This is a genomic window from Polynucleobacter sp. MWH-Berg-3C6, assembly GCF_018881855.1.
Classification (GTDB): Bacteria; Pseudomonadota; Gammaproteobacteria; order Burkholderiales; family Burkholderiaceae; genus Polynucleobacter.
In genome coordinates this window covers 105465-130664 of record NZ_JACVPN010000005.1, presented here as the reverse complement: position 1 = coordinate 130664, position 25200 = coordinate 105465, and the positions used below count along the sequence as shown (strand labels likewise).

Genomic DNA, 25200 nt, shown 5'->3' with positions numbered 1-25200 from the left:
GATTTTCATTTTGTAATATTTTTGTCATATATTTCTATATAATTGGAAATATGAAAAATACTAATGCAGTACAAGCCTTTCTGGCGCTAGGGCAGGAATCCCGCCTCAATATCTTCCGTTTAATTGTTCAACGGGGTGATGAGGGACTTACGCCAAGCCAAATTATTGAGAAATTAGGCATTCCGAATGCGACATTGAGTTTTCACTTAAAGGAGCTGGTGCAAGCAGATTTGCTCTTAGTGGAAAGGCAAAGTCGCAACTTGATTTATCGCCCCAATGCAAAGCTCGTTCAGGACCTCAGTGAGTTCTTATTGGATAACTGTTGCGGTGGTCAGGCTTGCGTACCGGTCAAGGTTTCAAAGAAAGCAAAATCCATATGAAGCAATACAACATTCTATTTCTGTGCACGCACAATTCAGCACGTTCAATTATTGGTGAGGCATTAGCGTCAACTCATCCGAGTGGCAAGCTAAGAGGATTTTCGGCAGGCTCTACTCCTGGCACAAGCGTGAATCCATATGCTGCCCAAATTGCAAAAGAATTGGGCTTTGATACTTATTTGCTTCAATCTAAAAGCTGGGATGTATTTGCTCTGCCTGATGCTCCAAAGATGGATTTCATCATTACGGTATGTGATAACGCGGCTGGAGAGGTATGTCCACACTGGCCTGGCCAGCCGGTTAGTGCCCATTGGGGTTTCCCAGACCCATCGCAAGTGCAGGGAACTGATATGGAGAAGAAGGCCGCATTTGCCAGTGTTATGAATGGGCTTAAAAAGAGGATAGATATCTTGGCTGCTATGCCTCTTGAAAAGTTAGACGCAATGTCCTTGAAAGCAATTCATACCAACTCATGAACTCCTTGACTAAACAACTCTCCTTCTTGGATCGGTATTTAACGGTCTGGATTTTTGCTGCCATGGCCTTGGGTATTGGTCTGGGTTATTTCATTCCTGGGGCAGAGGGCTTCATTAACTCATTTCAGGTGGGTAGCACGAATTATCCAATTGCGATTGGCTTGATACTGATGATGTATCCACCCTTTGCTAAGGTGAGATACGAAGATCTGCCAGATGTATTCAAAGATAAGAGAATCTTTGCCATTGCCTTTCTGATGAATTGGATCATTGCCCCAATCTTTATGTTCCTACTGGCAATTACCTTTGTTCCAAATCAGCCGGAATACATGGCAGGCCTCATTCTGATTGGAATAGCACCCTGTATAGCAATGGTCATTGTTTGGAATGACATTGCCAAAGGCTCTACAGAATATGCTGCTGGCCTAGTGGCGTTTAATGCAATCTTTCAGATTCTGTTCTTTAGTCTTTACGCCTATGTCTTCTTGACCGTATTGCCGCCGTACTTCGGACTGGCAGGATCAAATGTGAGTATTACCATTGGTGAGATTGCTAAAACAGTCTTTATCTATTTAGGCATTCCTTGTATTGCAGGATTAATGACGCGGTTCGTCATGCTCAAGTTTGTTTCTAAAGATTGGTATCACGAGCACTTTGTGCCCAAGATTGGCAAACTCACTCTCATTGCACTGCTCTTTACGATTGTGGTGATGTTTAGTCTTAAGGGTAAGCTGATTCTTGAGCTGCCAGGCGATGTCTTGACTATCTCTATCCCCTTGTTAATTTACTTTGGCGTGATGTTTATCTTGACCTTTGTAATCACAGCGAAGATGGGTATCGACTACAAGCGCTGCTGTACCTTGTCGTTCACAGCCTCTAGCAATAATTTTGAATTAGCTATCGCAGTAGCAATTGCTGTCTTTGGCATCAACTCTGGGGCTGCCTTTGCAGCAGTAATAGGGCCCCTGGTTGAGGTGCCCATCATGATTGGCCTGGTAACTGTTGCTCTGTGGATTAAAGAGCGTTACTACAAGATCTGAATAGCAGCTACTTAGCTATAAGGGCCGCAGAAGCGGCCCTAATTTCATGAATCAAGCAGCGCCGAGAATTTACTTCACTAGTAAAACTGCTTGCTTTGCGTTAGCACTCACTTTTTGAGCCACAGAGCCCATTAGGGTATCCAAGAGTCCTGTTCGACCTTTTGAACCCATCACAATTAAGTCAACCTTTTCTTTATTGGCTAAGTTGATAATCTCCTCGGCAACATTGCCGCGTTTAATCACCATAGTATGTTTTATACCCGCAGCATCTAAAGCCTTTTGCGCTGATTTAAGCTCTTTTTCGCTGACCTCTCTGAGATAGTCGTCGATTACGCTTTGTGCCACGAACTGCTTCACATGACCCAAGCCAATGTCATCATGAATGCTGGCAAGGGTAACGGTGCACTTGCTGCGAAAATCTTTGGCTAGCTTAGCTGCATACTTGGCGGCATTGAGTGATGATTTTGAGCCATCTACTGGTACTAGTATTTTCATACTTTCCTCCATTTGTTTATAAATTGAATAACTATTAAGTCCTCAGTTCAATCTACTCTCAATATTGAGTAATAACCATCTAATTCGACTTAATTCGGTCTTTGGGGATAATAATTAGGGGGACTTTTTGATTTAACTCAAAAACTTCACTAGCTCGACTGTCTGCCACGCCTAACCAAGCAATCCCTTAAAATGGCAGGGTTAAGGTAACGAGGTTTTGCATGCAAGTGAATTCAGAAGGGGTCTCAGCATCGCGGGTATTTTTACCTGCTGATCAGTCCTACCCGAATTTATTGCAATTCTTCATCAATCAATTTCCCCACATTGAAGTAAAGGAGTGGGAGGATCGATTTGCTCAAGGACTCGTATTGAATGACGGGGGAGAGGCTCTTAAGGCGAGTGGCGCTTACCTGCCCAATACGCATCTCATTTACTTTAGGCGCTTAGCAAGAGAGCCTGAAATCCCCTTTGAAGAAGAGATCCTATTTCAGGATGACCATATTTTGGTGGCAGATAAACCCCATTTTTTGCCAGTGACACCCAGCGGCCTATATTTGCATCAAACATTACTCAATCGCCTCAAGAAAAGAACCGGCATTCAGACTCTTAGTCCGATTCATCGTATCGATCGAGATACGGCTGGTTTAGTCATTTTCTCAATAAAGCCTCATGAGAGAGCGCAATACCAAAATCTCTTTAGAGATCGCTTGGTGAACAAGGTATACGAAGCAATTGCGCCTTACTCCGAAGACTTGATGGCTCGATTGCCGATTACCTATCAAAGTAGAATTGAGGAGTCTGAACACTTCTTGCAAATGCAGGAAGTGGAGGGTGATCCTAATACTGATACATTGATAGAGCTTCTAGAGGCTGCTAAGCCTTGGGCTAAATACAAGCTGACTCCAGGAAGCGGAAAGAAACATCAACTTCGTTGTCACCTCAATACCCTAGGCATCCCAATCAAAAATGATCAGATTTATCCAATTCTGACGCCATATCAGGAATATGACTTAGATTTTTCTAAGCCCTTGCAGCTTCTGGCAAAAGAAATTCACTTCAATGACCCGCTGAGCAATGAAAATAGGGCATTTATTAGCAAGAGAGTATTAAGCTAGGGCTAAATGAGTTTGCATAATCAAAAACGTCTCGCTGTTGCCCCCATGATGGAGTGGACGGATCGTCATTGCCGCTCTTTTCATCGCACGCTAACTAAAGAAGCAGTGCTTTATACCGAGATGGTGACAACTGGCGCATTAATGCATGGTGATGTTCCGCGACATTTGGATTATTCACAAGACCAACACCCAGTGGTACTTCAATTGGGCGGTTCAGAGCCCAATGACCTCGCTAAAGCATCAGAGCTAGCGCAGCAGTGGGGTTACGATGAGATTGATCTCAATTGCGGCTGCCCATCGGAGCGAGTTCAGCGGGGTGCATTTGGTGCTTGTCTTATGGCTGAACCCAATTTGGTTGCTGACTGTGTCAAAGCAATGAAAGGCACGGTGGATATTCCGATTTCGGTAAAGCATCGTCTTGGCCTAGATTCGATGGATGCATCCAGCTCAGAAAAAGATTATCAATTTGCGCTCGATTTCATATTGGCGGTGGCAGATGCAGGCGCAAGCCAGGTGACAATTCATGCGCGCAATGCAGTACTCAAGGGACTCTCACCAAAAGAGAACCGCAGTAAACCACCGCTACGTTACGAGGTTGCTGCAAAACTAAGGCTAGATGCGCAAAAACAATTTCCAAATCTCAAAGTTCTCCTCAATGGCGGCTTAGAAACCAATGAACAAATTGCTGGCCATTGGGATGACTTTGATGGCTTCATGATCGGTAGGGCTGCTTATCATTTCCCGGTAATGCTCTTGGGTTGGGATGATTTAATTCATTCCAATGGTGAAGCAGCGGGCTATCTCTTTAGTGAAATAGAGTGGCACAGAATTCAGATTGCTCTCGTTAAGCAAGTGCAGAACTGGTTTGACGAGTGCAGGGCAAAAGACAAGCCTTTTTATATTGGTGCGTTCACAAGACATATTCTGGGCTTAGCCCATGGCAGAGCGGGGTCTCGTTATTGGCGCCAACGACTGTCTGACCATCATGCATTAGCTAAGGTTCAAAGCAAAGTGGCTATTGCAGACTTCTTTCTGGATGCCAGTCTAACCCTTGGGGATTGGGCCGCTTTTGAGCTAGAAAGCTTAGATTAGGCCATTTTTGACAGGTTTTTGAGCAAAAAGCTATAATGTCACCTCTACAACGGCGGACGTAGCTCAGTTGGTAGAGTCCCAGATTGTGATTCTGGTTGTCGCGGGTTCGAGCCCCGTCGTTCGCCCCAAATACCTCCTCAGATCATCTCCAATACATCTATTCATTTTTCCTTCGAAATGCTGAATTCGAGGGTAATTGCTTGTTTTGGTCTTCTATCTCTTGGAATTAGAATCTCCTGGTACATTAAATCCACCCTACAGGGACACCTGTCCAATGAAAAAATTCGATTTCTCCACAATTCTGTTTGGCCTAGTACTGACAGCTATTGCAGCGTATTTCATGCTCAGATCTACGCCTAGCCAAAGCGCTCCTGCATCTTCTATTCCTACTGTGCAAATTGGCAATCTGATCTGGGATCAAACCGAGATGACTATTGGCGATGTCAAAGGTTTTGCTGCTACTGGTTTTGTGAGTGCTGCAGAAAAGAAGGGTGGTGGCCTAAATTATGAAAGTGGATTTGTACAAAAATCCGGCTGGACCTGGAAGACTCCATATGGAGTGCCTGCTAATGACTTAGAGCCTGCAGTACATCTTAATCAAAAAGAAGCAGACTCTATATGCCGTTTCTACGGTAAACGTTTGCCAACGGATGCTGAGTGGACTTCAGCTGCATTTTTAGAGCAAAGAGCAAATCCTCCTGCTGGCTATGCCAAAGGGCAGCGTTACCCATTTCCTGGTGGTAATACTCCAGCGGTTTCTCATTGCCTAAATGGCTGTGGTGATTACAAAGGTGTGGCTCCTGCCGGTGCTCTGAATCGGGGTACAGGGCATGTCACCACTAAAACGACAAAGCCTGGGGTGAATGGCATGTATGACATGGGCGGCAATGTCTGGGAGTGGACCGCTACAGAGCGCAATGGTGGATACATCACGCGCGGCGCCTCTTGGTGGTACGGTCCAGAGCGCCAGCAAGAGTCTGATGTGGAGTCTAAGTCGGCTGATATCACCGTGGTTTATATCGGATTTCGGTGTGTCGCCGATGCCGTGAAACAATAGGGGATGACTAGTCCTGCAATAGACTCACCCGAGATTGAAGTTACTCCTGATTACCAGGCGGTAATTGAAGCTATTGAGCGGCATGATCCCTATATCTTTGTCAGCGGTAAAGCGGGCACTGGTAAAACAACCCTCATTGGCTATCTTCGCGAAACAATTCCTGGCAATGTTGTAGTCGTAGCGCCCACTGGTGTAGCTGCATTGCAAGTGAAGGGTGTCACGATTCACTCCTTCTTCAGATTGCCACCACGCTTAATTTTCCCAGAAGAAGATATTAAACCCCTGCGGGATAAGCGCCTCTATAAAGATATTCGGCTTCTCATCATTGATGAGATCTCGATGGTACGGGCTGATGTAGTTGATGCCATGGATTTATTCCTGCGTGAGAACGGACCGCAAAAGGGTAAGCCCTTTGGTGGAATCCAGGTGATGTTTGTAGGGGACTTATTTCAGTTGCCGCCAGTAGTATCGAGTAGCGATATGCAAGTGCTAGCCGATCGAGGATATGAGGGCCCTTATTTTTTCTGCGCTATGGCTCTACACCGCAAAGATGTCACTATGGTGGAGTTATCCAAGATCTTCCGTCAGAAAGATGAGCACTTTGCCGATCTACTGAATCGTATTCGCATTAATCAGGATATAGATGAGGCACTAGATACACTCAATGCACAATGCTATCGAAAAGACGCCGAGGTGGATGAAGAAACTATCACGCTCACCACTACCAATGCAAGAGCAGACCAAATTAATGGCGCAGGATTACGGGCCATTACCAATGATGTCAAGGTCTATACGGGTAAAACGACGGGAAAGTTTAATGTTGATGAACGCAACTTGCCATCAGCAAATAATTTAGCTCTAAAAGTTGGCGCAAAAGTCATGTTTACTGCAACAGATCCCAATTTTCCGAAACGCTGGGTGAATGGCACGATTGGTGTTGTGCGAGAAATGCTTCCAGACAAAGTAAAAGTGATGGTAAAGAACGGGCCGTATTCCAATACCGTTGAAGTTACGGGCCATCAATGGGAGTCCTATCGTTACGATCACGACATGATGTCCGGGAAAATCTCACCCAGCATTATTGGTACTTATGTTCAGATACCGTTAATGCTCGCTTGGGCAGTAACTATTCATAAGAGCCAGGGTAAGACGCTCGATAAAGTCAAAGTCGATTTATCTTCTGGCGCATTTGCATCTGGTCAAGTCTACGTTGCCCTGAGTAGATGCAAGACGATTGAGGGCATTTCTCTGCAAAGACCAATTGAGCCTAGAGATGTGAGTTGCGATCAAGAGATCAAGCGCTTTTATTTGAATTGCCTACCAACACAGTAGGGTTCAAGCAACTTTTCTTACTCTTCTAATGGTCTGAACCTTCGGCTTTGCTGCTTTTTGCTTTTCAAGAGCTTCGCTAGCAATCAACTTAAACTCACCCTCAACAAACCTCTTTAAGGCCTCACGCATAAGTGGTTGGTAGCCAAGGTCATATTTTGTGCCCAAAAGCTTATAAGACTCGATTAAGTCCTTTTCAAGTCGAATGGAGATCATCTGCAGTCCTAGAGCGTCATCAATTTGAGTGCCAATTTTTTTATCAACAGCTATGGCGTACTTGATCTCTCGACCTAATTCACCGCTTTCCCAGGCCTCTGCCGTATTTTTTACTTTTATTATTTTGTTTTTTGTTGCCATAAATTCCTTGTTTCTAAATAGAGTCATTTTGAGAGAAACGCTTCTTTTAGCAGGGTACTGACATCGTATTGTATATACTAATTTCAATCTCATTTGGAGTAAAGGCACTTTTTATGAAAATCAGCCCATTTTCAAAAATGCACACCACCTTAATCAGGTCGCCCCGATCATTTTCCGATATGAACCATTCAGTTAAGGGGTCAGTGAGATGTTCAAGCCTTGTATCTATTAGGTAAGATCGCAGCCTATTTCTAAAGCATTGCTCTATATCGGTGCGTTTGAGTCCATGTTTTCTAGCTAATTTTTGTTCAATTTCAGGACTAATGATGAGGTTTTGCATTGATTTGCCTGTATTTTGTATATACGTATTTTAACAGGCATGACTCTTTCATCAAGATTCAAAGGGAAGGCATCTTTATGAAGATGGGCTTTCATCACTTAACAAAAATGAGTTCTTTCTTTTGTTAAATTAGTTGTCAGAAAAAGGAGATAGTTTGACAACAAGCATTGGAAAGACTCAAGAGGTGCCTAATTTATCGAGGCAAGAACAAGCGGATATCCAAAAATTAAGTGAAGAGATGTTATCTGATGATGAAATGTTGCCATTGCTCTTATGGGATTTTTTGAATGAAGATGACAAGAACTGGATTTGGTAATACTGCCAAATACTCTAAAACCCAGCCGCCAACCCATCCCTACGATGATCGCTACCAGCAATATAAGCAGAGTCAGATTCATCACTAATCTTGGCAATTGCTTGAGCGCTGCCAAAATCTAAACTATTGGCAGGCATCACCGTTACTTCGTGACCCATATTTTTGAGGCCCTCAATAATATATTCTGGCATTGCCGCCTCAACAGTCAGCTTTCCTAAATCATCGATTCTCCAGCGCGGAGCATCAGAGCATGCTTGAGGGTTGAGGTATTCGTCGATGAAGCGCATTGCAAATTGAATATGCCCTTGGGGCTGCATATTGCCGCCCATCACACCAAATGCCATTGTGGGTTTGCCATCTTTTGTTAAGAAGGCAGGCAGGATCGTATGGAAAGGGCGCTTGCCTGGGGCAACTTGATTGGGGTGGCCATCTTTGAGGCTAAAGCTCATGCCGCGGTTATGAAATGCAATTCCGCCTGGCGCAACAACACCAGAACCAAAGCCCTTAAAGTTTGACTGGATGTATGAAATCATCATGCCAGATTCATCTGCAGCGCAAAGATAGACTGTGCCACCAGAGTGCGGATCACCAGGACCATAGGTTCCGGCTTTATTGTGATCAATCAGTGAAGCACGGCTGGCCAAATATTCTCTATTGAGTAATGAGCTCACGGGCATAGTCATAGAGCGCGCATCGGAGACATATTCATATGCATCAGCAAAGGCGATCCGCATGGCTTCTACTTGTAGATGAATACGCTGAGCAGAGTTTGCTGGATATTGCTTCACGTTTGCAGCTTCCAAAATACCTAAAGCGATCTGTGCAGCAATGCCAGAGCCATTAGGAGGAATCTCGTGGAGGGTGTAATCACCATAATCCAATGCCAGAGGTTCAACCCACTCAGGTTTGTTATCTGCAAAGTCTTGCATAGAAAAACAACCACCAGTAGACTTTGCAAAGTCGACCATGCTTTGAGCGAGTGCCCCTTTATAAAAAGATTGGCCTTCCGTTGCAGCAATCTCTTTTAAGGTTTTAGCTTGCTCGGGAAATTTCCAGATTTGTCCAGCTTGAGGAGATTTGCCACCAATCAGAAAGGATTCTGCAAAGCCGGGCTGATTCTTCAGAATCGGAATTGCTTCGCGCCATTGGCGTGCAATTACTGGCGATACTGGAAAGCCATTTTCCGCATAATCAATTGCACGCTTAAATAATTGTGCAAAAGGAAGCTTGCCGAATTTGTTCGATAACTCAACCCAACCAGCAACCATGCCTGGAACAGTAACAGTATTCCAACCAATCAGATCCATTGCCGATTTGCCAGAAAAATGTTCTGGCGTCCAAGCGGCAGGGGCACGACCAGAGGCATTTAAGCCGTGGAGCTTTTTGCCGTCCCAGAGAATGGCAAAGCTATCGCCGCCTAAGCCATTCATCGTAGGCTCTACAACCGTTAGGGTAATGGCAGTAGCCAATGCAGCATCTACTGCATTGCCACCATTTTGTAGAGCCTCAATACCAGCTTGTGTAGCTAGAGGTTGAGAGCTAGCAACAGTGTTTCTGGCGATGACAGGTGCACGACCACCGCTAAAGGGAGGAGAAATCAACATAGAGGCTTATTTATTTTTATTAAAGGATCAATCAACTTTGATATTGGCTGACTTTACTACTTTCTCCCATTTGGCATGCTCTTCAGCTGAGATCTCTGCCAATTTTTGAGAATTAGCAAACTGTGGATGAATACCTTGAGCTGCCATACGTGCTTTGAAATCAGGATTCGTTAAGATCTTACGAATTTCTCGTTCAAGTTTTGCAACGATCGCTGGTGGTGTCGCTTTGGGAGCAAAAACTGCATAGAAGTTCTCAACATCGAACTGCTTCATGCCATCCTGTCCTAGGGTTGGAACATTCGGCATGAGAGGTGAGCGCTCTGCGGCAGCAATCGCAATCGGGCGTAACTTACCGCTCTGAATATGGGGCAATGAAGCTGTCACGCTATCAAACATCATCAAAGTATTTCCAGCAATCAAATCAGGTAGGGCAAAGCTGCTGCCTTTATAGGGAATATGTGTTCCAGTTGCGCCGATACGTTGCATAAAAAGAGTGGACTCCAAATGCGAGAGGCTGCCATTGCCTTGCGAGGCGTAATTAAAGTCTCCCTTCTTAGATTTAATGAAAGCAATTAATTCCGGAAGATTCTTTGCAGGGACGCTTGGATTGATAACAATTAAGTGAGGGATTGTTCCAACTAGGGCAACTGGCTCAAAGTCTTTGCGCAAATCAGCAGGAGGATTTTTGAATAAGGCCTGAGAAATCGTTTGATTTGTCATTGCGCTGAAATGAATCGTATAGCCATCAGGCGCAGCTTTAGCTGCTGCTTGCAAACCAATCATGCCACCAGCACCAGGCTTGTTCTCAATGACAATTGATTGACCTAGGGCTTCACCCAGTGGCGCCATCACAGCCCGCGCAAATACATCAGTGGACCCGCCGGCAGGAAAGGATAGAACAGCAACTATCGGTTTCTTAGGCCAATCAGTATCAGGCGCAGCTAGCGCTGACGTGCCTAAAAGTGCATAGATAGAGCCGAGCAATAAGGGGAATAGTGAAAAAAATGGGCGCTTCAGTGATTTCATATCAGATTCCGTTTTGTGTCCTAATGGTTGATCAGTTATATAGTATTAGATATTCAAATTGCAGTTTACAAATATTCACAGAGAGTCAAATGACCACTTCAAGAGACAACCCAGGTATTGACATGTCATCCTATTGGCTGCCTTTTACCCCAAATCGCTATTTCCATCAGAACCCTAAGGTGATGCAGTCTGCCAAAGGAGCTTACTACTATGACAATCATGGACGTAAGCTGTTTGATGGTCTTTCTGGGCTTTGGTGCTCACCCTTGGGGCATGCTGATCCACGTATTGGTGCAGCCATTAGCAAACAATATGAAACCATGGATTATTGCCCAGCCTTTCAGATGGCAAGCGAGGCCACCTTCAGTCTTGCAAGCCGAATTGTCAAGATGGCACCAAAGGGCTTGGATAAAGTCTTTTTTACCAATTCAGGCTCTGAAGCAGTAGATACCGCTCTCAAGATTGCGATTGGATATCACCGCGTGATGGGGAGCGCCTCCCGGGTGCGCATGATTGGTCGAGATCGTGCGTATCACGGTGTAGGAATGGGCGGTATCTCCGTAGGTGGCATGGTTGCCAATCGCAAAATGTTTACTAGCCTCATGATCCCTGGTGTAGATCATTTGCCGCACACCTTAAATCTTTCGCAAATGGCTTTTTCTAAAGGTCAGCCTACATGGGGCGCTCATCTTGCCGATGAATTAGAAAAGATCGTTGCCTTACATGACGCCAATACGATTGCCGCAGTCATTCTCGAGCCAGTACAAGGTTCAACAGGTGTCATCGTGCCACCAGAAGGTTATTTGCAAAAGATTCGTGAGATCTGTACCAAGCACGGCATTTTGCTGATTTTTGATGAAGTCATTACTGGCTTTGGTCGCTTAGGCGCTAACTTTGGGGCCGACCGTTTTGGTGTCACTCCTGACATGATCACCTTTGCTAAAGCGATTACGAATGGCGTGATCCCTATGGGCGGCGTGCTTATACGTGGCGACATCTATGACAGCATTATCGGTAATGGTGGGCAAGACCAAGCGATTGAGTTCTTCCATGGCTACACTTATTCAGGTCACCCAATACCTACCGCAGCTGCCCATGCAGTGCTGGATATTTTTGAGTCCGATGACTTGGTTAGTCGCGCTAAAGCATTAGAGCCAGTATTAGAAAATGGCTTGCATGCATTAAAAGGCAAATCAGGAATCTTGGATATTCGGAACTTCGGTTTATCAGGTGCAATCGATTTAGAGCCGGTACCAGGTAAGCCTGGACTACGTGCCTTGAAAGTTCTAGAAGCTTGCATTGAACGTGGAGCTCTTGTGCGTGTAGCGGGCGACTGTATTGCAGTAGGCCCGCCATTTATTTCTAAACCAGAAGAAGTGGAGTTCTTGTGTAGCGTGCTAGGTGAAGCGGTGGATGCTGCGATGAAGGTGAGTTAACCCCTAATATTTTGTGTCTTGCATAACCCTTTTATAGTGTAACGCTATGCTATACAGTATGGTATGATCAAATCATTCCACCATAAAGGGCTGCAATTATTTTTTGAAACGGGTAGTAAGGCAGGCATACAAAGTTCGCATGCACCTCGATTGGCTAGACAGCTTGCTAAATTAAATGAAGCAAGTTCTTGGGAGGATATAAATTTGCCGGGATGGCGTCTTCACCTGCTTAAAGGAAAATTAGTCGGTCACTTTTCAATCCTTGTTGGTGAAAATTGGAGGCTAACTTTTAAAGTTGAAGGTGAGGATGCAGTTTTGGTAAATTATCAGGACTATCACTAATGCTAAAAATGAGAAAAATGTATAACCCCCCACACCCAGGGATAACCTTGCGAGATGATGTCTTGCCAGCTCTTGGGATCACTGTGACAACTGCTGCTGAGCAGTTGGGAGTTACTCGTCCTGCTTTGTCTCGAGTATTAAACGCTAGAGCCGCAATCTCTCCTGAGATGGCTCTTCGAATTGAGGCATGGCTTGGCATTAAAAATGGTGGCAGCGCAAGCGTTTGGTTAGCGCAACAGTCGGCCTATGATCTATGGAAAGCAAGAAAGACTATTAAACCTAAAGTAAAGCACGCCCGCATCCCACAATTGCTAGCTGCCTAAAATTAATAAGAAAAAAATTAGGAGACATATGACTACCCGGCGAGATTTATTTAATGAGCGACTTGGTAAGCCGGGATTGATCGTTGCCCCTGGTGTTTATGAGATGGTTTCATTGCGTTTAGCGGATCGCATGAATTTTGATGCGCTCTACATGACGGGCTATGGGGCTGTTGCCTCATTACTGGGATTGCCCGATGCTGGTTTAGCAACCTATACAGAAATGGTTGCGAGGGTAAGTGCGATGGCTGGCATGGCCAAAACCCCTTTAATTGCTGATGGTGATACCGGTTATGGTGGCTTACTCAATGTGCGCCATACTATTCGAGGGTATGAGGCTGCAGGTGCAGTGGCCATTCAACTAGAAGATCAAGAGTTCCCAAAAAAATGTGGGCATACCCCGGGTCGTAGAGTCATTTCTCTGGAAGATATGGTGAAGAAGATTGAAGTTGCCGTTGCATCAAGAACGGACCCCAACTTCAAAATTATTGCCAGAACCGATGCAAGAACTACCTTAGGCTTAGATGAAGCATTGCGCCGAGGCGAGGCTTATGCTCGCGCTGGTGCAGATATTTTGTTTATCGAGTCACCTGAGACTCAAGAGGAAATGCATCGCATAGGCAAGACCTTTCCAAACCATCCCTTGATCGCCAATATGGTAGAGAAGGGAAGAACCCCTGTTCTATCTAAAGTTGAGTTAGAGCAGTTGGGTTATAAGATTGCGATCTTCCCAGTAACGGCGTTACTGGCTTCGGTACAGGCAATGACCAAGGTGTATGAGCACTTTAAAGACTCTGGATCATCCATCAATAATCCAGTAGATTTATATGACTTCAGCGATTTATCAAAATTAATGGGCTTTGAGGATGTCTGGGAGTTTGAGAAGCGTTTTGTTGAGACGAAGTAAAACTGGATAAAGGTCTGCTATGAAATTACATCGTTATTTTTCCTTTGCCATCGCATTACTTACGGCTTCATTCTCATTAGCTGCCTTTGCGCAATCGAACTATCCTAATCGGCCCATTCGTTTAATTATTCCGTTTACTCCAGGCGGGGTTACGGATACCTCGGGCCGTTTTATTGCAGAGCAACTTTCATTGAAGCTTGGCCAACAAGTGATTGCGGATAATAAGCCAGGGGCATCAGGCAATATTGGCTCGCAAATGGTAGCGTCCGCAGAACCAGATGGTTATACCCTGCTATTGGGTTACGCTGGCACTCTGTCTATTAATCCATCGCTGTTTGATAAAGTTCCTTTTGATAGCGTCAAAGACTTTGCGCCGATTGGAAAAATTGGCGATGCTATTTTGATCATCGTAGCGAATAATGATTTTCAGGGTAAGACTTTGGCAGATGTGATTGCGATCTCTAAAAAAGATCCCAATGGCTTGTCTTACGGAACATCTGGATCTGGCGGAACGCCTCATATTGCCGGTGAATTGTTTAAGCAAAAATCGGGCGCCAATTTAGTCCATATTCCATACAAGGGTGGTGGGCAGGCACTGCTTGATTTGCTGGGAGGCAATATTCCCTTGGTGTATACAGCTGTTGCCGGAGCAAATCAGTACGTTGCTACAGGAAGGATAAAAGCCATTGCCGTTTCTAGTGCAAAGCGAAGCCCGAGCATGCCCGATGTTCCAACTTTTATTGAAAGTGGTGTTAAAGACTTCGTGATTGATGATTGGGTTGGTTTATTGGCTCCAGCAAAAACACCTAAACCAATCATTGCTAAGTTGAATCAAGCTTTAAACGAGATTTTGAATTCACCCGAGGGTAAGGCAAAGCTTTTGGCTATGGGTATTTTTCCAGCCCCTGGTACGCCTGATAAATTTGGTGAACAGATCAAAGGTGATTTGGTTCGTTTTGCGCCGATTGTGAAGGCTGCGCTCATTAAATCTGAGTAATGCAGTTCAAGAGAGTCATTGATTAAATAAGTGATAGATCACTGGTATTGCCACAGCACTAATCACGCCATTCATGCCCATTGCTAGGCTTGCATAAGTTCCTGCTTCAGGATGGATGCTAAATGCTCTTGAGGTGCCGATGCCATGCGCACCAATACCAATTGCAAAGCCTCTTTGCCACCAGGCTTTCATACCCAGCACATTTAAAACAAAGGGCGCCAAGATCGCTCCTAAAATACCGGTGCTGACCGCAAAGATGGCAGTGAGCGTTGGCGATACCCCAATACGTTCCGCAATCCCCATGGCGATTGGCGCTGTAACGGATTTGGGGTACATTGCTCCAGTGATGCTCGAGTCAGCGCCCAGCAGACTTGCGATACCAACCCCACTAGCTATAGAAACCAGACCGCCGGTAGCTAATGAAACAATTAGCGGAATGGAGCGACCCTTGAGGCTGGCAAGTCCTCGGTAAATTGGTATGGCTAGGGATACCGTTGCTGAACCTAATAAGAAGTGGATAAACTGTGCGCCCTCAAAGTAGGTTGAGTAGGGCATCTCGATAAATTGAATGATGCAAGCGACTAGGACGATGGCAATGGCTACGGGATTAGCCAGTGGATTTTGCTTGGCATATTTATAAATAGTTAGCCCGACTTGATAGGCCGCTAAGGTAAGAAAGAGTGCAAAGAGTGGGCTGCCCGATAGGTAAACCCAAATTTCTACGATTGAGTGTTTTTCACTCATGAGTATCTTCTCTACTTAAAAATCGAACTACTAAAGCACTCGACCCAATAGTCAAAATGACGCTGCCTACAAGAGCGCTGATGATTGCCAGGGCATTTGCTTGCAACTGAGGCAGAAAGACCACTACGCCCACGGCAGCGGGAACAAAGAGCAGGCCCAAGTATTGACTGAAGCCATCCGCAACCATTGCTAGCTCAGCATTGATTCCTTTGCGAAGAACAAGCCATAAAACCAGAAGAACCAAGCCAATCACGGGGCCGGGTAAGGTGGGCAGTACGAATTTAGAAACTAACTCACCTAAGCTTTGAAAGAGCAGTATTTGAACAAGGCCAGAGATCATGGTTTGATCTTACAGGCCAGAATTTATGTTGCATAGCAATAAATTCATTCTTGTTTAATATAGTCACAACAAAAGTAGGGTATAAAAACAGGGGCTTATTTCAACAGAAAGAGTCCCCACATTACAAAACCAATAGGAGAGCACTCATGGCAGAGTTAAATGTCAATGGCAAAAAATACAAGGTGGATGTAGATCCAGATACCCCATTGCTGTGGGTGATTCGTGAACAGATTGGTTTGACCGGTACTAAATATGGTTGCGGTATTGGCGTATGCGGCGCATGCACTGTGCTATTTGAAGGTCAAGCGATGCGTAGTTGCGCGTTGCCAGTGTCGGCTGCTGAAGGTAAAAAAATTGAGACTATTGAAAGTTTAGAAAAGAATGGGCAACTTTCTAAAGTGCAAAAAGCATGGGTTGATAACCAAGTACCTCAGTGCGGCTACTGCCAATCTGGCATGGTGATGGCAACTACCGCACTATTACGCAATACTCCTAAGCCAACTGATGCTCAAATTGATGCAGCAGTAACCAATATCTGCCGTTGTGGCACCTTCCAAGAAGTGCGTGCAGCGATCCATGCTGTGAGCAAGGCATAAGGGGAAAGAGATGACTACAAATACAAATACTTCCCGTCGCCACTTTATCGTTGGCTCTAGCGCAATTGCTACTGGTTTAGCAATTGGCTTTGATTTCTCAATCATGTCTGAAGCCCATGCTGCTATGGGAACTGGTACTACAGCAATGACGCCACTGGCATCACCAGAAATTGGTGTATGGGTCGTGGTTAAGCCAAACGATGATGTGGTTGTTCGTATTGTTCGCTCGGAAATGGGTCAGGGCACGATCACCGGTTTAGCTCAAATGGTTGCGGAAGAGTTGGAGTGTGATTGGAAAAAAGTTTCTTATGACTATCCATCTCCTGCAGAAAACCTCAAGCGCAATAAAGTTTGGGGTAGCTACTCTACAGGTGGTAGCCGCGGTATTCGTACATCGGAGCAATATGTTCGTAAAGGCGGCGCGGCTGCACGCATTATGTTGGTTCAAGCAGCTGCAAACCAATGGAATGTCCCAGCTTCTGAGTGCGTAGCAAAGAATAGCGTGATCACCCATACGCCATCAGGACGTAAAACCACTTTTGGTAAGGTATCTGTTGCCGCCTCGCAATTAGAGGTTCCAAAAGATGTTCCGCTCAAGGATCCAAAAGAGTGGAAGTTAATTGGTAAATCCGTTAATCGTATCGATGGTGTTGCTGATAAAGTCACTGGTAAACAAATCTACGCAATTGATTTGAAGATGCCTGGAATGCTGACGGCAACCATTAAAGAGTCGCCTGTATTTGGTAGCAAATTGAAGAGCTACGATGCCACTAAAGCTCAAAGCATGAAAGGCGTCAAAAAGGTAGTTCAAGTTGGTGATACTGCAGTTGCAGTAGTGGCCGATACATTCTGGCAGGCTAAGACTGCATTGGATCAAGTAAAGATTGTCTGGGAAAGTAGCCCTAATGAGAATGTCTCTAGCGCTTCTATCAAGAAGATGCTGGAAGAGGGTCTTACGGCAGATGATGCATTTGCACACAACACCAATGGTGACGTGAAGTCTGCGCTCTCAAATGCATCTAAAAAGATTGAAGCTACTTACTTCTACCCATTCTTGAATCATGCCACCTTGGAGCCACAAACTGCTACTGCAAAGTGGACAGCAGATTCATGTGAAGCCTGGGTGCCAACACAAGACGGTGAAGCATCATTAGCAGCGGTCATTGCAGCCTCAGGTTTACCTTCAGAAAAATGCAATGTCTATAAAGTAAATCTGGGCGGTGGCTTTGGTCGTCGTGGCGCATTCCAAGACTACACAACTCAGGCGGTGAATATTGCTAAGCAAATGCCTGGCACGCCAATTAAGTTGATTTGGACGCGTGACGAGGACATGACACAAGGTCGCTACCATCCAGTCATGATGTGTAAGATGACTGCCGCAATTGATGACAAGAAAAATGTCACAGGTTTGAATATGCGCTTGTCTGGCCAGTCTATTTTGGCAGCAGTTCGTCCTGCGGTGGTTGCAGCAAATAAAGGTAAAGACCCATTAGCCTTCCAAGGTGTCGAGCCTTTAGGTGAGCATGGCATTACTTATAGCTTCCCAAATCTCAATATTGACCATGCAATGCGTAACACTCACGTACCCCCAGGCTTCTGGCGTGGCGTGAACGTGAACCAAAATGCAGTCTTTATCGAAACTTTCATGGATGAGCTGGCTGAAGCAACAGGTATGGATGCAGTAGAGTTCCGCCGTAAGCACATGCAAGATTTCCCACGTGCAGTGGCGGTACTAAATGCTGTTGCTGATGGCATTGGCTGGACTAAGCCAGCTGCGCCTGGTGTATTCCGTGGTGTGGCGCAAATGCGTTCTTTCGGTAGCTATGTTGCTGCTGCCTGTGAACTCTCTGTGAAAAATGGCAATGAGGTTAAGATTCATCGCATCGTGGCTGCTACAGATCCAGGCTATATTGTTAATCCAGCGCAAGTAGCACGTCAGGTTTCTGGTTCATTTGTGTATGGCCTCTCTGCATTATTCGAGGAAGAGATCACCATCGAAAAAGGTGCGGTCGTCCAGAAGAACTTTGATACCTTTGGCTCCATTCGCTTGTCTCAGATGCCTCCTGTCGAAACTATCGTTATTCAAGGCGGTGGTAAAGATTGGGGTGGTGTTGGTGAGCCAACGATTGCGGTTGCAGCACCAGCAGTACTCAATGCGTTCTATCGTGCAACCGGTAAACGTTTGCGTACAGTGCCATTGAAAAACAGCGGCATTAAGTTGGTATAAAGACTGTGAAGTTGCAACAATGAGAATGAGGTATGTACTGGCAGCCTGCTTGCTAGTCTTCCTCAATCTCGGTAGCGCAAACGCTCAGTTAATTGTGGGGGATTCGATTTTCGAATCCCTTTCTTCTGCGCCTGGTGATGTTAGTAGGGGTAGGGCGATCGTTGCAAGTCGCCAAACGGGTTTATGTCTCTTGTGCCATAGCGGCCCATTTCCGGAGGAGCGCTTTCAAGGAAATCTGGCTCCAGAACTGGGGATGAGTGCGGCTCGTCTTAATGCATCTCAATTGCGCGCTCGCATCGTCAATGCAAGTCACTTCAATCCGGATACCATCATGCCTGCTTATTACAAGACTGGACACCTCAATCGGGTTGCTCCAAAATTTGCAGGACAACCGATTCTCAATGGCCAAGAGATTGAGGATGTAGTAGCCTTTTTAGTCAGTTTAAATAAGTCGAATTCACAATGAATATGAAATTCAAACCCCCTTTAAAAATGCACCGCCGTGATTGGCTCCAAAGAATCCAAAAGCTCGGAATATTCACGCTGGGTGCGTGGATAAGCCCGGCATTTGTTTTTGCTAAAAAAGAAGATGCTGATGAGGTTATCCAAAAAATAACTGGTAATGCCAGGATTCAAGAAGGTCGTGTGACTTTAACAATTCCTCCTTTGGTTGAAAACGGTAATTTGGTTGTTTTGAAAGTCAGTGTTGATAGCCCGATGACTGCTAATGACTACGTTAAAGCGATTCATGTGATTGCTGAAGGAAACCCTTCCCCCAATATTTTTACAGCCTATCTAACGCCTCGTTCAGGCACTGCTAATATCACGACGCGGGTACGCTTGGCCGATAGTCAAGTGGTTTGGGCTATCGCGCAAATGAGTAATGGCAGCTATTGGAAGGGGTCAGCAGAAACCTTGGTAACTCTATCCGCTTGTACGGAGATGGTATGAGTAAGACATCTCGCACCCAAGTGACTGTACCGGCTAGTGCAAAGAAGGGCGCAGTTATTGAGATCCGCGCTATTGTGCAGCATGATATGGAATCGGGTTTTCGATATACCGAGTCTGGCAAACTAATCCCAAGAGATTTGATTCGTGTCTTTACTTGTTCCTATAACAACGTAGAGGTATTTAAAGCGGATTTCTATCCAGGCATAGGCGCCAATCCCTTAATCATCTTTACCACTATTGCAACTGAATCAGGCACTCTCGAGTTCAAGTGGGTTGGTGATGGTGGCTATGAGGCAGTGAATCAAGCGAGCATTACCGTTTCATAGGAACTCTGTGAGCGTAGCAACCATTCTTCGCCTTGCTATTTGCTGTTGCTCTTTATTGCTTGCGGCATCAAACTCTGCTGCTGCTCCTGACGCTACAAATAAAAAACAATCGAGCTATGAGCTCATGTCCCCTGAAAACAAGGCCATGCAGGATGATCCCTCCTTAAATCCTGCCATGTTTTGGGTGGCTGAAGGTGAAAGTCTTTGGCAGGCAAAGTCAGGCTCAAAAAATGTTGCTTGTACAAGCTGCCATGGGGATGCTAAAAAATCGATGCGTGGTGTCGCAACCCAATTTCCGAAGATGATCAAAGGTAAGTTGCAAACCCTTGAGGGACAAATTAATCAATGTAGAACGGCAGCGCAAGGTGCGCCGGTACTTGCTTATGAAAATAAGGCGTTGTTGGCGCTTACCGCTTATGTGGCTGCTCAGTCCAAAGGTATGCCGATTGCCGTTAAAGAAACTTCAGAAAACAAAGCGGAATTACAAAAAGGACGGCAATCATTTAACGAGAAAATGGGGCAGCTTAATTTGTCATGTGCTCAGTGTCACGAGGATAGAGCAGGATTGAGGCTGGGTGGCAGTTTGATTCCGCAGGGGCACCCTAATGCCTATCCTATCTATCGCCTAGAATGGCAAACTTTAGGATCTGTACAGCGCCGCTTACGTAACTGCATGAGTGGCGTAAGAGCACAGCAGTTTGAGTATGGCTCTCCTGAAATGGCCCAGCTAGAACTCTTTCTCATGTGGCGAGCCAGAGGAATGCCCCTAGAGGCTCCAGGAGTCAGGCCGTAAGGAGTATTAGTCTGAGAAGACGACTGAGGTTGCGCCATTAATCAAGACGCGGTCATGCAGGTAGTAACGCAGTGCCCTAGAAAGTACCGTACGTTCTAAGTCACGACCTTTGCGTACTAAATCATCCGGCGTATCTCCATGGGTAACTCTAGTGACATCTTGCTCAATGATGGGACCTTCATCTAAATCGCTAGTGACAAAATGAGCAGTGGCTCCAATTAATTTGATGCCACGAGCATGGGCTTGATGGTAAGGCTTCGCCCCTTTGAAGCTTGGCAAGAACGAGTGGTGTACGTTGATACAGCGTCCAGATAATTTACTGGATAAATCATCTGACAGAATCTGCATATAACGGGCCAGAATGACCATATCAACCTTGGAGTCGGCAACAATCTCGAGTAATTTAGCCTCTTGCGCTGGCTTAGTTTCTGGGGTGACCGGCAGATGGTAAAACGGAATGTCAGCAAAATCGATGCTGGCATATACCTCGCGTGGGTGATTAGAAACAATGCCACAGATAATCATTGGCAATTCACCAATACGCCAGCGGTAGAGCAAATCTACTAAGCAGTGATCCAGCTTTGACGCCATGATTAAGACGCGCTTGAGATTTTTGACGGCACGTAAATCCCATGTCAGCTCAAAACGTTTAGCAATTTCCACAAAACCAGACTTGAGGGTATTGCCATCGGTAGGGCAACTAAAGCTAACGCGCATGAAGAAGCGTTTAGACGCTTTGTCATCAAACTGCTGGGCTTCTTCAATATCACCGCCCGCCTGAAAGATGTAAGTTGAAACTGCAGCAACAATGCCGGGCTTGTTCGGGCAGGTTAGTGTGAGGTAATAGTTTTCAGTAGTCATGAATAAGTCAGTAAAAATGCTTGTAAACAGTCATTTTAGTCTTTTGAGAGTGGGGCAGAGATGTTTTGCTGCTTTGCTGTATCGATCGCTTGATCTGCAGGACCCATTAATGGAGTGCTGTTATCAGTTACGGTTGGGACTAAGACATCTACGCAAATTGGCTTAGATGAGAGGGGGTTAAAAAAACTGCATTCCTTTTTGGTGGCAGCCGAGGCCGCATGCTCTAAGGGAGACTTGCCTGTAGCTGCGGTGGTTGCAAGGCTTGTGGCTGTAGCAGGATTTGCAACTGCGGCGGTAGCTACTGCACCTCCAGCTGTGCTAGCGGCAGCTGAGCCTGAGGCGCCGACAGCTGCAAAGGGTGCAATACAAGCCTGTAAACCTAGGCTACAAAAGATGGGGAGTAAGTAAACCCCGAATTTGAATTGAGATTTTGTATGCAGATTATTTTCTTTGGCAGACAACATTGAAAACCCCAGCTGTCCATGACTCATTAATGACGGGTTCGTACTTGCTATCCGGAGTATTGTTATCAGAAACTACTTTACCTGTACCTTTATTTCCGGAAAATTCTTTGAAGGCGATGGGACGATAGCTGCCCTCAGGGCAGTTATATTCATTCAGGCCAATAATAGAATTCACAGTCTCTTTATTGCTGGGATTTCTTCCGGGCTTCTTGAAGTCCAGCATTGACATGATTTGAGACTTCTCGCCACTAATCCTGACAGTATCTAGATCAACATAAACCACCATTGCCTCGTTATAGCCTAATTCTTTCCACTCGGCATAGGCATTACCAATGCAAGACATTGAGGCGGTAAAGACGGTAGCTGCGATGAAGGGGGTCAATTTTTTCATGGGTCAGAGTCCTAATAAGTAACTGATTTATAGCAATAAGACATTCTAAACGCCTTGGCTAGTGAGGTTAATAGTCTTATTTATTATTCAACTCAAGCTGGCGCTTTGTATTTTCGGGCTTCATCTGTAACGGCAGATATTCATTATTGGCCCATAGGGGATTCATATTCCGATAGAGTCTGCTTTGCACCCACCCAGATTGGCCTGTTTGGTAAATAAAGAGCGACTTCTCTAGATCTGAAAGATCATAGATCGCCCGCATGCTGGGGCCTTGAACTGTTTCATACGGGTTGCTAGATTTCAGGAGCTGAGGTCTGCCGACATTAATAGAGAAGCCATCTCCCGGAAAGGAGGTCTTCAGGTTAAATAGGCTGCCTAATACTGGAACTTTGCTCAGCGGTCGATGCTCTGAGGTTGCGATATGCGCTTTGCCCCACGCCCAAGTTTTAGGGTCATTACCATATTGATTGCTTAAATAATCTAAGGCCTTATCAAGAGCATTGCTAGAGGAGTCCAAGCATGACTCCATTTGATTTGTTTTGGGGTCATCACACCAAGGGCTGTCAGGGTTTTGCAGGGCAAGTATAAGTGGCTGTCTAAAGCTCCGTGAACCATAGCTCTCGGTAAATAAATAACTCAGGCGTGAGAATAGGTTGCGAGTCAGCTGGTCTGCCCAAGCATTAAAAATCAGAGCACCAGCACTGTTGATAGTCATGTCACCATCAAATTTTTGAATCATTTCTTGTGCCTGTGGAGCCAGTTTATGGCTCGATTTACTTGATTTAAATAAATCCAATAAAGGGGTTGCGCCAAGCGATAGGGTATCCGCCTGCATAGTTTTCATGTAACTGAGATCATGGCTATTTCTGGATTTAATGAGCTCAACAATACGGTCGTAACGCGTTGGTAAATCCCAATCTACCGTCAATGGATTTGGATCGTTACTGGCAATGATTCTTTGATTGGCAGTAGCAAGCCAGCCTTGTTCTGGATTGTTGCTTGCCGGCAACTGCTCAAAAGGAACGTAGCCATTCCAGTCATATTGCTTTTCCCAGCCGAGGGCTGGTGCCAGTCCATAGAGCCCTTGATGTAATACACGCTTAGGGGCGACGCCAGCCGCTTGATAGCTGATATTGCCTTCGGCATCTGCCATCACCACGTTTTGCATCGGCGCATAGTTTTTGCGTAGCGCTTGTTTAAATGTATCAAGATCTTTGGCACGATTCATATCTAAAAGACCAACAACAGATTGATTTTCTGCATCCAGTGCTGTCCATCGCAATGCCAAAGCAAATCGTTTGGCATCGATACTGCGTTTAGCCCGCGCATAAGAATCTGAGATCACAGGGCCATGACGCGTTTCTTTTACCAAGAAGGTGATAGATGGTGAGCCTTTGACATCGATGATTTCTTGATGAACTTTAAATGGGAGCAGGCCATCGGGACCGCGATACATGCCAGGATTATTTGCATCTATTTGCTCAATATATAAATCTTGGACATCGGGATTGGTGTTAGTAAAGCTCCAGGCAAATTTATCCGTTCTTCCCAGAACTACACCTGGAATGCCTGGTAAGGTGCCGCCAATCACATTCATTCCAGGGGCATCGAGGTGGGCAAAATACCAAATTGCTGGGGCCGAGAGGCCAAGATGGGGGTCATTCGCTAGCAGTGGTTTACCGCTAGCAGTGAGCTTGCCGCTTAATGCCCAGTTGTTTGATCCAATGCCATCTTTCCCGCCAGGAAAATCTAGAGAGCCAAGTTCGGTAGTAGGAAGCTTTTTTGATTTCTCTTCAGATGGACCTGCTGCAGGATTAAATGCATTCAGGCCTTTATAAAGCTTAGCAAAATCCATATTGCTAGCAAAGCTGCCTGCTTCATAGGGCGGTAATATTTCCCAAATTTGTTTGGTAGTTAGGAATTGGGAAAGCTCAAAGCGTTGTAATTCCTTATCCCAGTTTCCGCCGAGATCGTAGGCCATCATTAACATCCAGGCAACACTATCAGTTGATGACCAATGTCCAGGTTTGGAGCCTGTTAAAAAATACTCGACTGGTAGTGCCCAGCCTAGTTGGGCATTGCCGGTATTCACGCCATCGGCATACGCTTGCAGCAAACGCTTAGCGGCCACAGGATAGCGATCAAACTGGCGCTCTGCAGCACGCTTAATACCCAGTGTGCGAATAAAGCGATCAATCTTGACGGTCTCGCTTCCTAAAATTTCTGAGAGGCGGCCACTGGCAAGCCGGCGATTGACTTCCATTTGCCATGAGCGCTCAGTAGCGTGTAAATAGCCTAGAGCAAATAAAGCATCCGCTTGAGTATTGGCTTTGATATGAGGCACATCACTCTCATCAAAAGTGATGGCAACCGCGTCACTTAGATTTTTGATAGTTCTTTTGCCAGAAGGGGAAGATTGGGCAAAATATAGGTAAGCTAGAACAATCAAAACCGCAATCGCCAACAGGTTGCCGCCGACTAATAAAGAGACGCGTATAAACGAGCTCATAGCCGCAGATTTTGGTCGTAATTTCATGGGGCTAGTTTAGTGCTTTTATAAGCCAACCCGCTGGGCAAGAAGATCTCTGGGGGCTTCAGGCTATGGCCTCTCTGGCATGCTAAAATCCTCAATGTCTTGATTTATTTAGCGCAGCAGTTTCTGTTTGTGCGAGCCCGAGTGGTGAAATCGGTAGACACAGCAGATTTAAAATCTGCCGACTCAAAAAAGTCGTGCCGGTTCGATTCCGGCCTCGGGCACCAAAGATTGCTTTTTAATTCCCACTAAAAAGTAATAAGCAGTAAATATAAGGGTTTGCGGGTTGTGATTTCCGTTTAGTTCGGTTAAATTGAACCAAATCGGAAGCAACTTCCCCCACAA

At 45.5% G+C, this 25200-nt stretch carries 29 protein-coding genes and 2 tRNA genes; 21 read left to right on the top strand and 10 right to left on the bottom strand.

Translation table 11 applies throughout. The features are described 5' to 3' along the window. The first annotated feature begins 50 nt into the window (after positions 1–50). The 3 genes from ICN13_RS08800 to arsB are packed head-to-tail and all read left to right on the top strand — an operon-like array spanning position 51 to position 1896. A complete protein-coding gene (locus ICN13_RS08800; RefSeq protein WP_216139983.1) occupies positions 51–380 on the top strand; it encodes a helix-turn-helix transcriptional regulator in 330 nt (109 codons plus the stop codon). Beyond that, the gene (locus ICN13_RS08795) at positions 377–856 is read left to right on the top strand and encodes an arsenate reductase ArsC (protein ID WP_216864041.1); all 480 of its coding nucleotides are present in this window, start codon (positions 377–379) and stop codon (positions 854–856) included. Before ICN13_RS08800 ends, ICN13_RS08795 begins: the two co-directional genes overlap by 4 nt. Next, entirely contained in the window at positions 853–1896 is a 1044-nt protein-coding gene (arsB, locus tag ICN13_RS08790) for an ACR3 family arsenite efflux transporter (protein ID WP_216139982.1), read from the top strand. The genes ICN13_RS08795 and arsB overlap by 4 nt, the downstream gene beginning before the upstream one ends. 69 nt (positions 1897–1965) lie before the next feature. On the opposite strand, the gene ICN13_RS08785 is transcribed toward arsB, so the two are convergent. Continuing rightward, the gene (locus ICN13_RS08785; RefSeq protein ID WP_216139981.1) at positions 1966–2391 is read right to left on the bottom strand and encodes a universal stress protein; all 426 of its coding nucleotides are present in this window, start codon (positions 2389–2391) and stop codon (positions 1966–1968) included. A gap of 221 nt (positions 2392–2612) precedes the next feature. Between ICN13_RS08785 and ICN13_RS08780 the strand changes: the two genes are divergently transcribed. From ICN13_RS08780 to ICN13_RS10200, 5 genes are all read left to right on the top strand, one after another. Then, complete coding sequence (locus ICN13_RS08780) at positions 2613–3506, top strand: pseudouridine synthase (protein ID WP_216139980.1); 894 nt, start codon at positions 2613–2615, stop codon at positions 3504–3506. Between the two features lie 6 nt (positions 3507–3512). Then, a complete protein-coding gene (gene dusA / locus ICN13_RS08775; RefSeq protein WP_216139979.1) occupies positions 3513–4598 on the top strand; it encodes a tRNA dihydrouridine(20/20a) synthase DusA in 1086 nt (361 codons plus the stop codon). Between the two features lie 52 nt (positions 4599–4650). Continuing rightward, a tRNA-His gene (locus ICN13_RS08770) sits at positions 4651–4726 on the top strand. A 146-nt stretch (positions 4727–4872) separates the two neighbouring features. Further along, positions 4873–5655, top strand: a complete 783-nt coding sequence (locus ICN13_RS08765) for an SUMF1/EgtB/PvdO family nonheme iron enzyme (protein WP_216139978.1) — start codon at positions 4873–4875, stop codon at positions 5653–5655. 3 nt (positions 5656–5658) lie between these two features. Then, positions 5659–6987: an ATP-dependent RecD-like DNA helicase gene (locus tag ICN13_RS10200; protein WP_216139977.1), complete on the top strand. Its 1329-nt coding sequence runs from the start codon at positions 5659–5661 to the stop codon at positions 6985–6987. A gap of 3 nt (positions 6988–6990) precedes the next feature. Here ICN13_RS10200 and ICN13_RS08755 read toward each other — a convergent pair whose 3' ends face one another. Further along, a complete protein-coding gene (locus ICN13_RS08755) occupies positions 6991–7341 on the bottom strand; it encodes a hypothetical protein (protein ID WP_216139976.1) in 351 nt (116 codons plus the stop codon). A gap of 494 nt (positions 7342–7835) precedes the next feature. Between ICN13_RS08755 and ICN13_RS08750 the strand changes: the two genes are divergently transcribed. Further along, a complete protein-coding gene (locus tag ICN13_RS08750) occupies positions 7836–7997 on the top strand; it encodes a hypothetical protein (protein WP_216139975.1) in 162 nt (53 codons plus the stop codon). 14 nt (positions 7998–8011) lie between these two features. On the opposite strand, the gene ICN13_RS08745 is transcribed toward ICN13_RS08750, so the two are convergent. Together ICN13_RS08745 and ICN13_RS08740 are read right to left on the bottom strand one after the other, a co-directional pair. Next, entirely contained in the window at positions 8012–9601 is a 1590-nt protein-coding gene (locus ICN13_RS08745; RefSeq protein WP_216139974.1) for a gamma-glutamyltransferase family protein, read from the bottom strand. Positions 9602–9628: 27 nt separating this feature from the next. Continuing rightward, positions 9629–10627: a tripartite tricarboxylate transporter substrate binding protein gene (locus ICN13_RS08740; protein WP_216139973.1), complete on the bottom strand. Its 999-nt coding sequence runs from the start codon at positions 10625–10627 to the stop codon at positions 9629–9631. A gap of 89 nt (positions 10628–10716) precedes the next feature. Here ICN13_RS08740 and ICN13_RS08735 point away from each other — a divergent pair, with 89 nt between their 5' ends. The 5 genes from ICN13_RS08735 (at position 10717) to ICN13_RS08715 (ending at position 14629) form a co-directional block, all read left to right on the top strand. Beyond that, complete coding sequence (locus ICN13_RS08735) at positions 10717–12063, top strand: aspartate aminotransferase family protein (protein ID WP_216139972.1); 1347 nt, start codon at positions 10717–10719, stop codon at positions 12061–12063. Between the two features lie 63 nt (positions 12064–12126). Beyond that, entirely contained in the window at positions 12127–12405 is a 279-nt protein-coding gene (locus ICN13_RS08730; protein WP_216139971.1) for a type II toxin-antitoxin system RelE/ParE family toxin, read from the top strand. An 8-nt stretch (positions 12406–12413) separates the two neighbouring features. After that, positions 12414–12728 carry a HigA family addiction module antitoxin gene (locus ICN13_RS08725; protein WP_216139970.1) on the top strand — a complete coding sequence of 105 codons (315 nt, stop codon included), beginning with the start codon at positions 12414–12416 and terminating at the stop codon, positions 12726–12728. A 28-nt stretch (positions 12729–12756) separates the two neighbouring features. Next, complete coding sequence (locus ICN13_RS08720; RefSeq protein ID WP_216139969.1) at positions 12757–13632, top strand: oxaloacetate decarboxylase; 876 nt, start codon at positions 12757–12759, stop codon at positions 13630–13632. A gap of 19 nt (positions 13633–13651) precedes the next feature. Next, the gene (locus ICN13_RS08715) at positions 13652–14629 is read left to right on the top strand and encodes a tripartite tricarboxylate transporter substrate binding protein (RefSeq protein WP_216139968.1); all 978 of its coding nucleotides are present in this window, start codon (positions 13652–13654) and stop codon (positions 14627–14629) included. Between the two features lie 15 nt (positions 14630–14644). Here ICN13_RS08715 and ICN13_RS08710 read toward each other — a convergent pair whose 3' ends face one another. Together ICN13_RS08710 and ICN13_RS08705 are read right to left on the bottom strand one after the other, a co-directional pair. Continuing rightward, positions 14645–15373: an LrgB family protein gene (locus ICN13_RS08710; protein ID WP_216139967.1), complete on the bottom strand. Its 729-nt coding sequence runs from the start codon at positions 15371–15373 to the stop codon at positions 14645–14647. Further along, positions 15366–15713 (bottom strand): CidA/LrgA family protein, encoded by a 348-nt coding sequence (locus ICN13_RS08705; RefSeq protein ID WP_216139966.1) that lies wholly within the window; start codon positions 15711–15713, stop codon positions 15366–15368. The genes ICN13_RS08710 and ICN13_RS08705 overlap by 8 nt, the downstream gene beginning before the upstream one ends. Positions 15714–15859: 146 nt before the next feature. Between ICN13_RS08705 and ICN13_RS08700 the strand changes: the two genes are divergently transcribed. From ICN13_RS08700 to soxA, 6 genes are read left to right on the top strand one after another with little or no spacing between them, the layout of a single operon-like run. After that, a complete protein-coding gene (locus ICN13_RS08700; protein WP_216139965.1) occupies positions 15860–16309 on the top strand; it encodes a (2Fe-2S)-binding protein in 450 nt (149 codons plus the stop codon). Between the two features lie 10 nt (positions 16310–16319). Continuing rightward, entirely contained in the window at positions 16320–18536 is a 2217-nt protein-coding gene (locus ICN13_RS08695; RefSeq protein WP_216139964.1) for a xanthine dehydrogenase family protein molybdopterin-binding subunit, read from the top strand. A 19-nt stretch (positions 18537–18555) separates the two neighbouring features. After that, on the top strand, positions 18556–19002 hold the full coding sequence (soxX, locus tag ICN13_RS08690) for a sulfur oxidation c-type cytochrome SoxX (protein ID WP_216139963.1): 447 nt from the start codon (positions 18556–18558) through the stop codon (positions 19000–19002). Continuing rightward, entirely contained in the window at positions 18999–19487 is a 489-nt protein-coding gene (locus ICN13_RS08685) for a SoxY-related AACIE arm protein (protein ID WP_255534103.1), read from the top strand. The genes soxX and ICN13_RS08685 overlap by 4 nt, the downstream gene beginning before the upstream one ends. Continuing rightward, on the top strand, positions 19484–19813 hold the full coding sequence (locus ICN13_RS08680) for a thiosulfate oxidation carrier complex protein SoxZ (protein WP_216139962.1): 330 nt from the start codon (positions 19484–19486) through the stop codon (positions 19811–19813). The genes ICN13_RS08685 and ICN13_RS08680 overlap by 4 nt, the downstream gene beginning before the upstream one ends. A gap of 7 nt (positions 19814–19820) precedes the next feature. Beyond that, positions 19821–20606, top strand: coding sequence for a sulfur oxidation c-type cytochrome SoxA (gene soxA, locus ICN13_RS08675; RefSeq protein WP_370622976.1), 786 nt, complete (start codon positions 19821–19823; stop codon positions 20604–20606). A gap of 6 nt (positions 20607–20612) precedes the next feature. Here soxA and purU read toward each other — a convergent pair whose 3' ends face one another. The 4 genes from purU to ICN13_RS08655 form a co-directional block, all read right to left on the bottom strand. After that, complete coding sequence (gene purU, locus ICN13_RS08670) at positions 20613–21467, bottom strand: formyltetrahydrofolate deformylase (protein ID WP_216139961.1); 855 nt, start codon at positions 21465–21467, stop codon at positions 20613–20615. Positions 21468–21502: 35 nt separating this feature from the next. Then, positions 21503–21931, bottom strand: coding sequence for a hypothetical protein (locus tag ICN13_RS08665; protein ID WP_216139960.1), 429 nt, complete (start codon positions 21929–21931; stop codon positions 21503–21505). Beyond that, a complete protein-coding gene (locus ICN13_RS08660) occupies positions 21909–22322 on the bottom strand; it encodes a surface-adhesin E family protein (protein WP_216139959.1) in 414 nt (137 codons plus the stop codon). Before ICN13_RS08660 ends, ICN13_RS08665 begins: the two co-directional genes overlap by 23 nt. 76 nt (positions 22323–22398) lie before the next feature. Continuing rightward, on the bottom strand, positions 22399–24858 hold the full coding sequence (locus ICN13_RS08655) for a penicillin acylase family protein (protein WP_216139958.1): 2460 nt from the start codon (positions 24856–24858) through the stop codon (positions 22399–22401). A gap of 135 nt (positions 24859–24993) precedes the next feature. On the opposite strand from ICN13_RS08655, the gene ICN13_RS08650 reads away from it, so the two are divergent. Next, positions 24994–25082 (top strand) — tRNA-Leu (locus tag ICN13_RS08650). Positions 25083–25200: the final 118 nt, after the last annotated feature.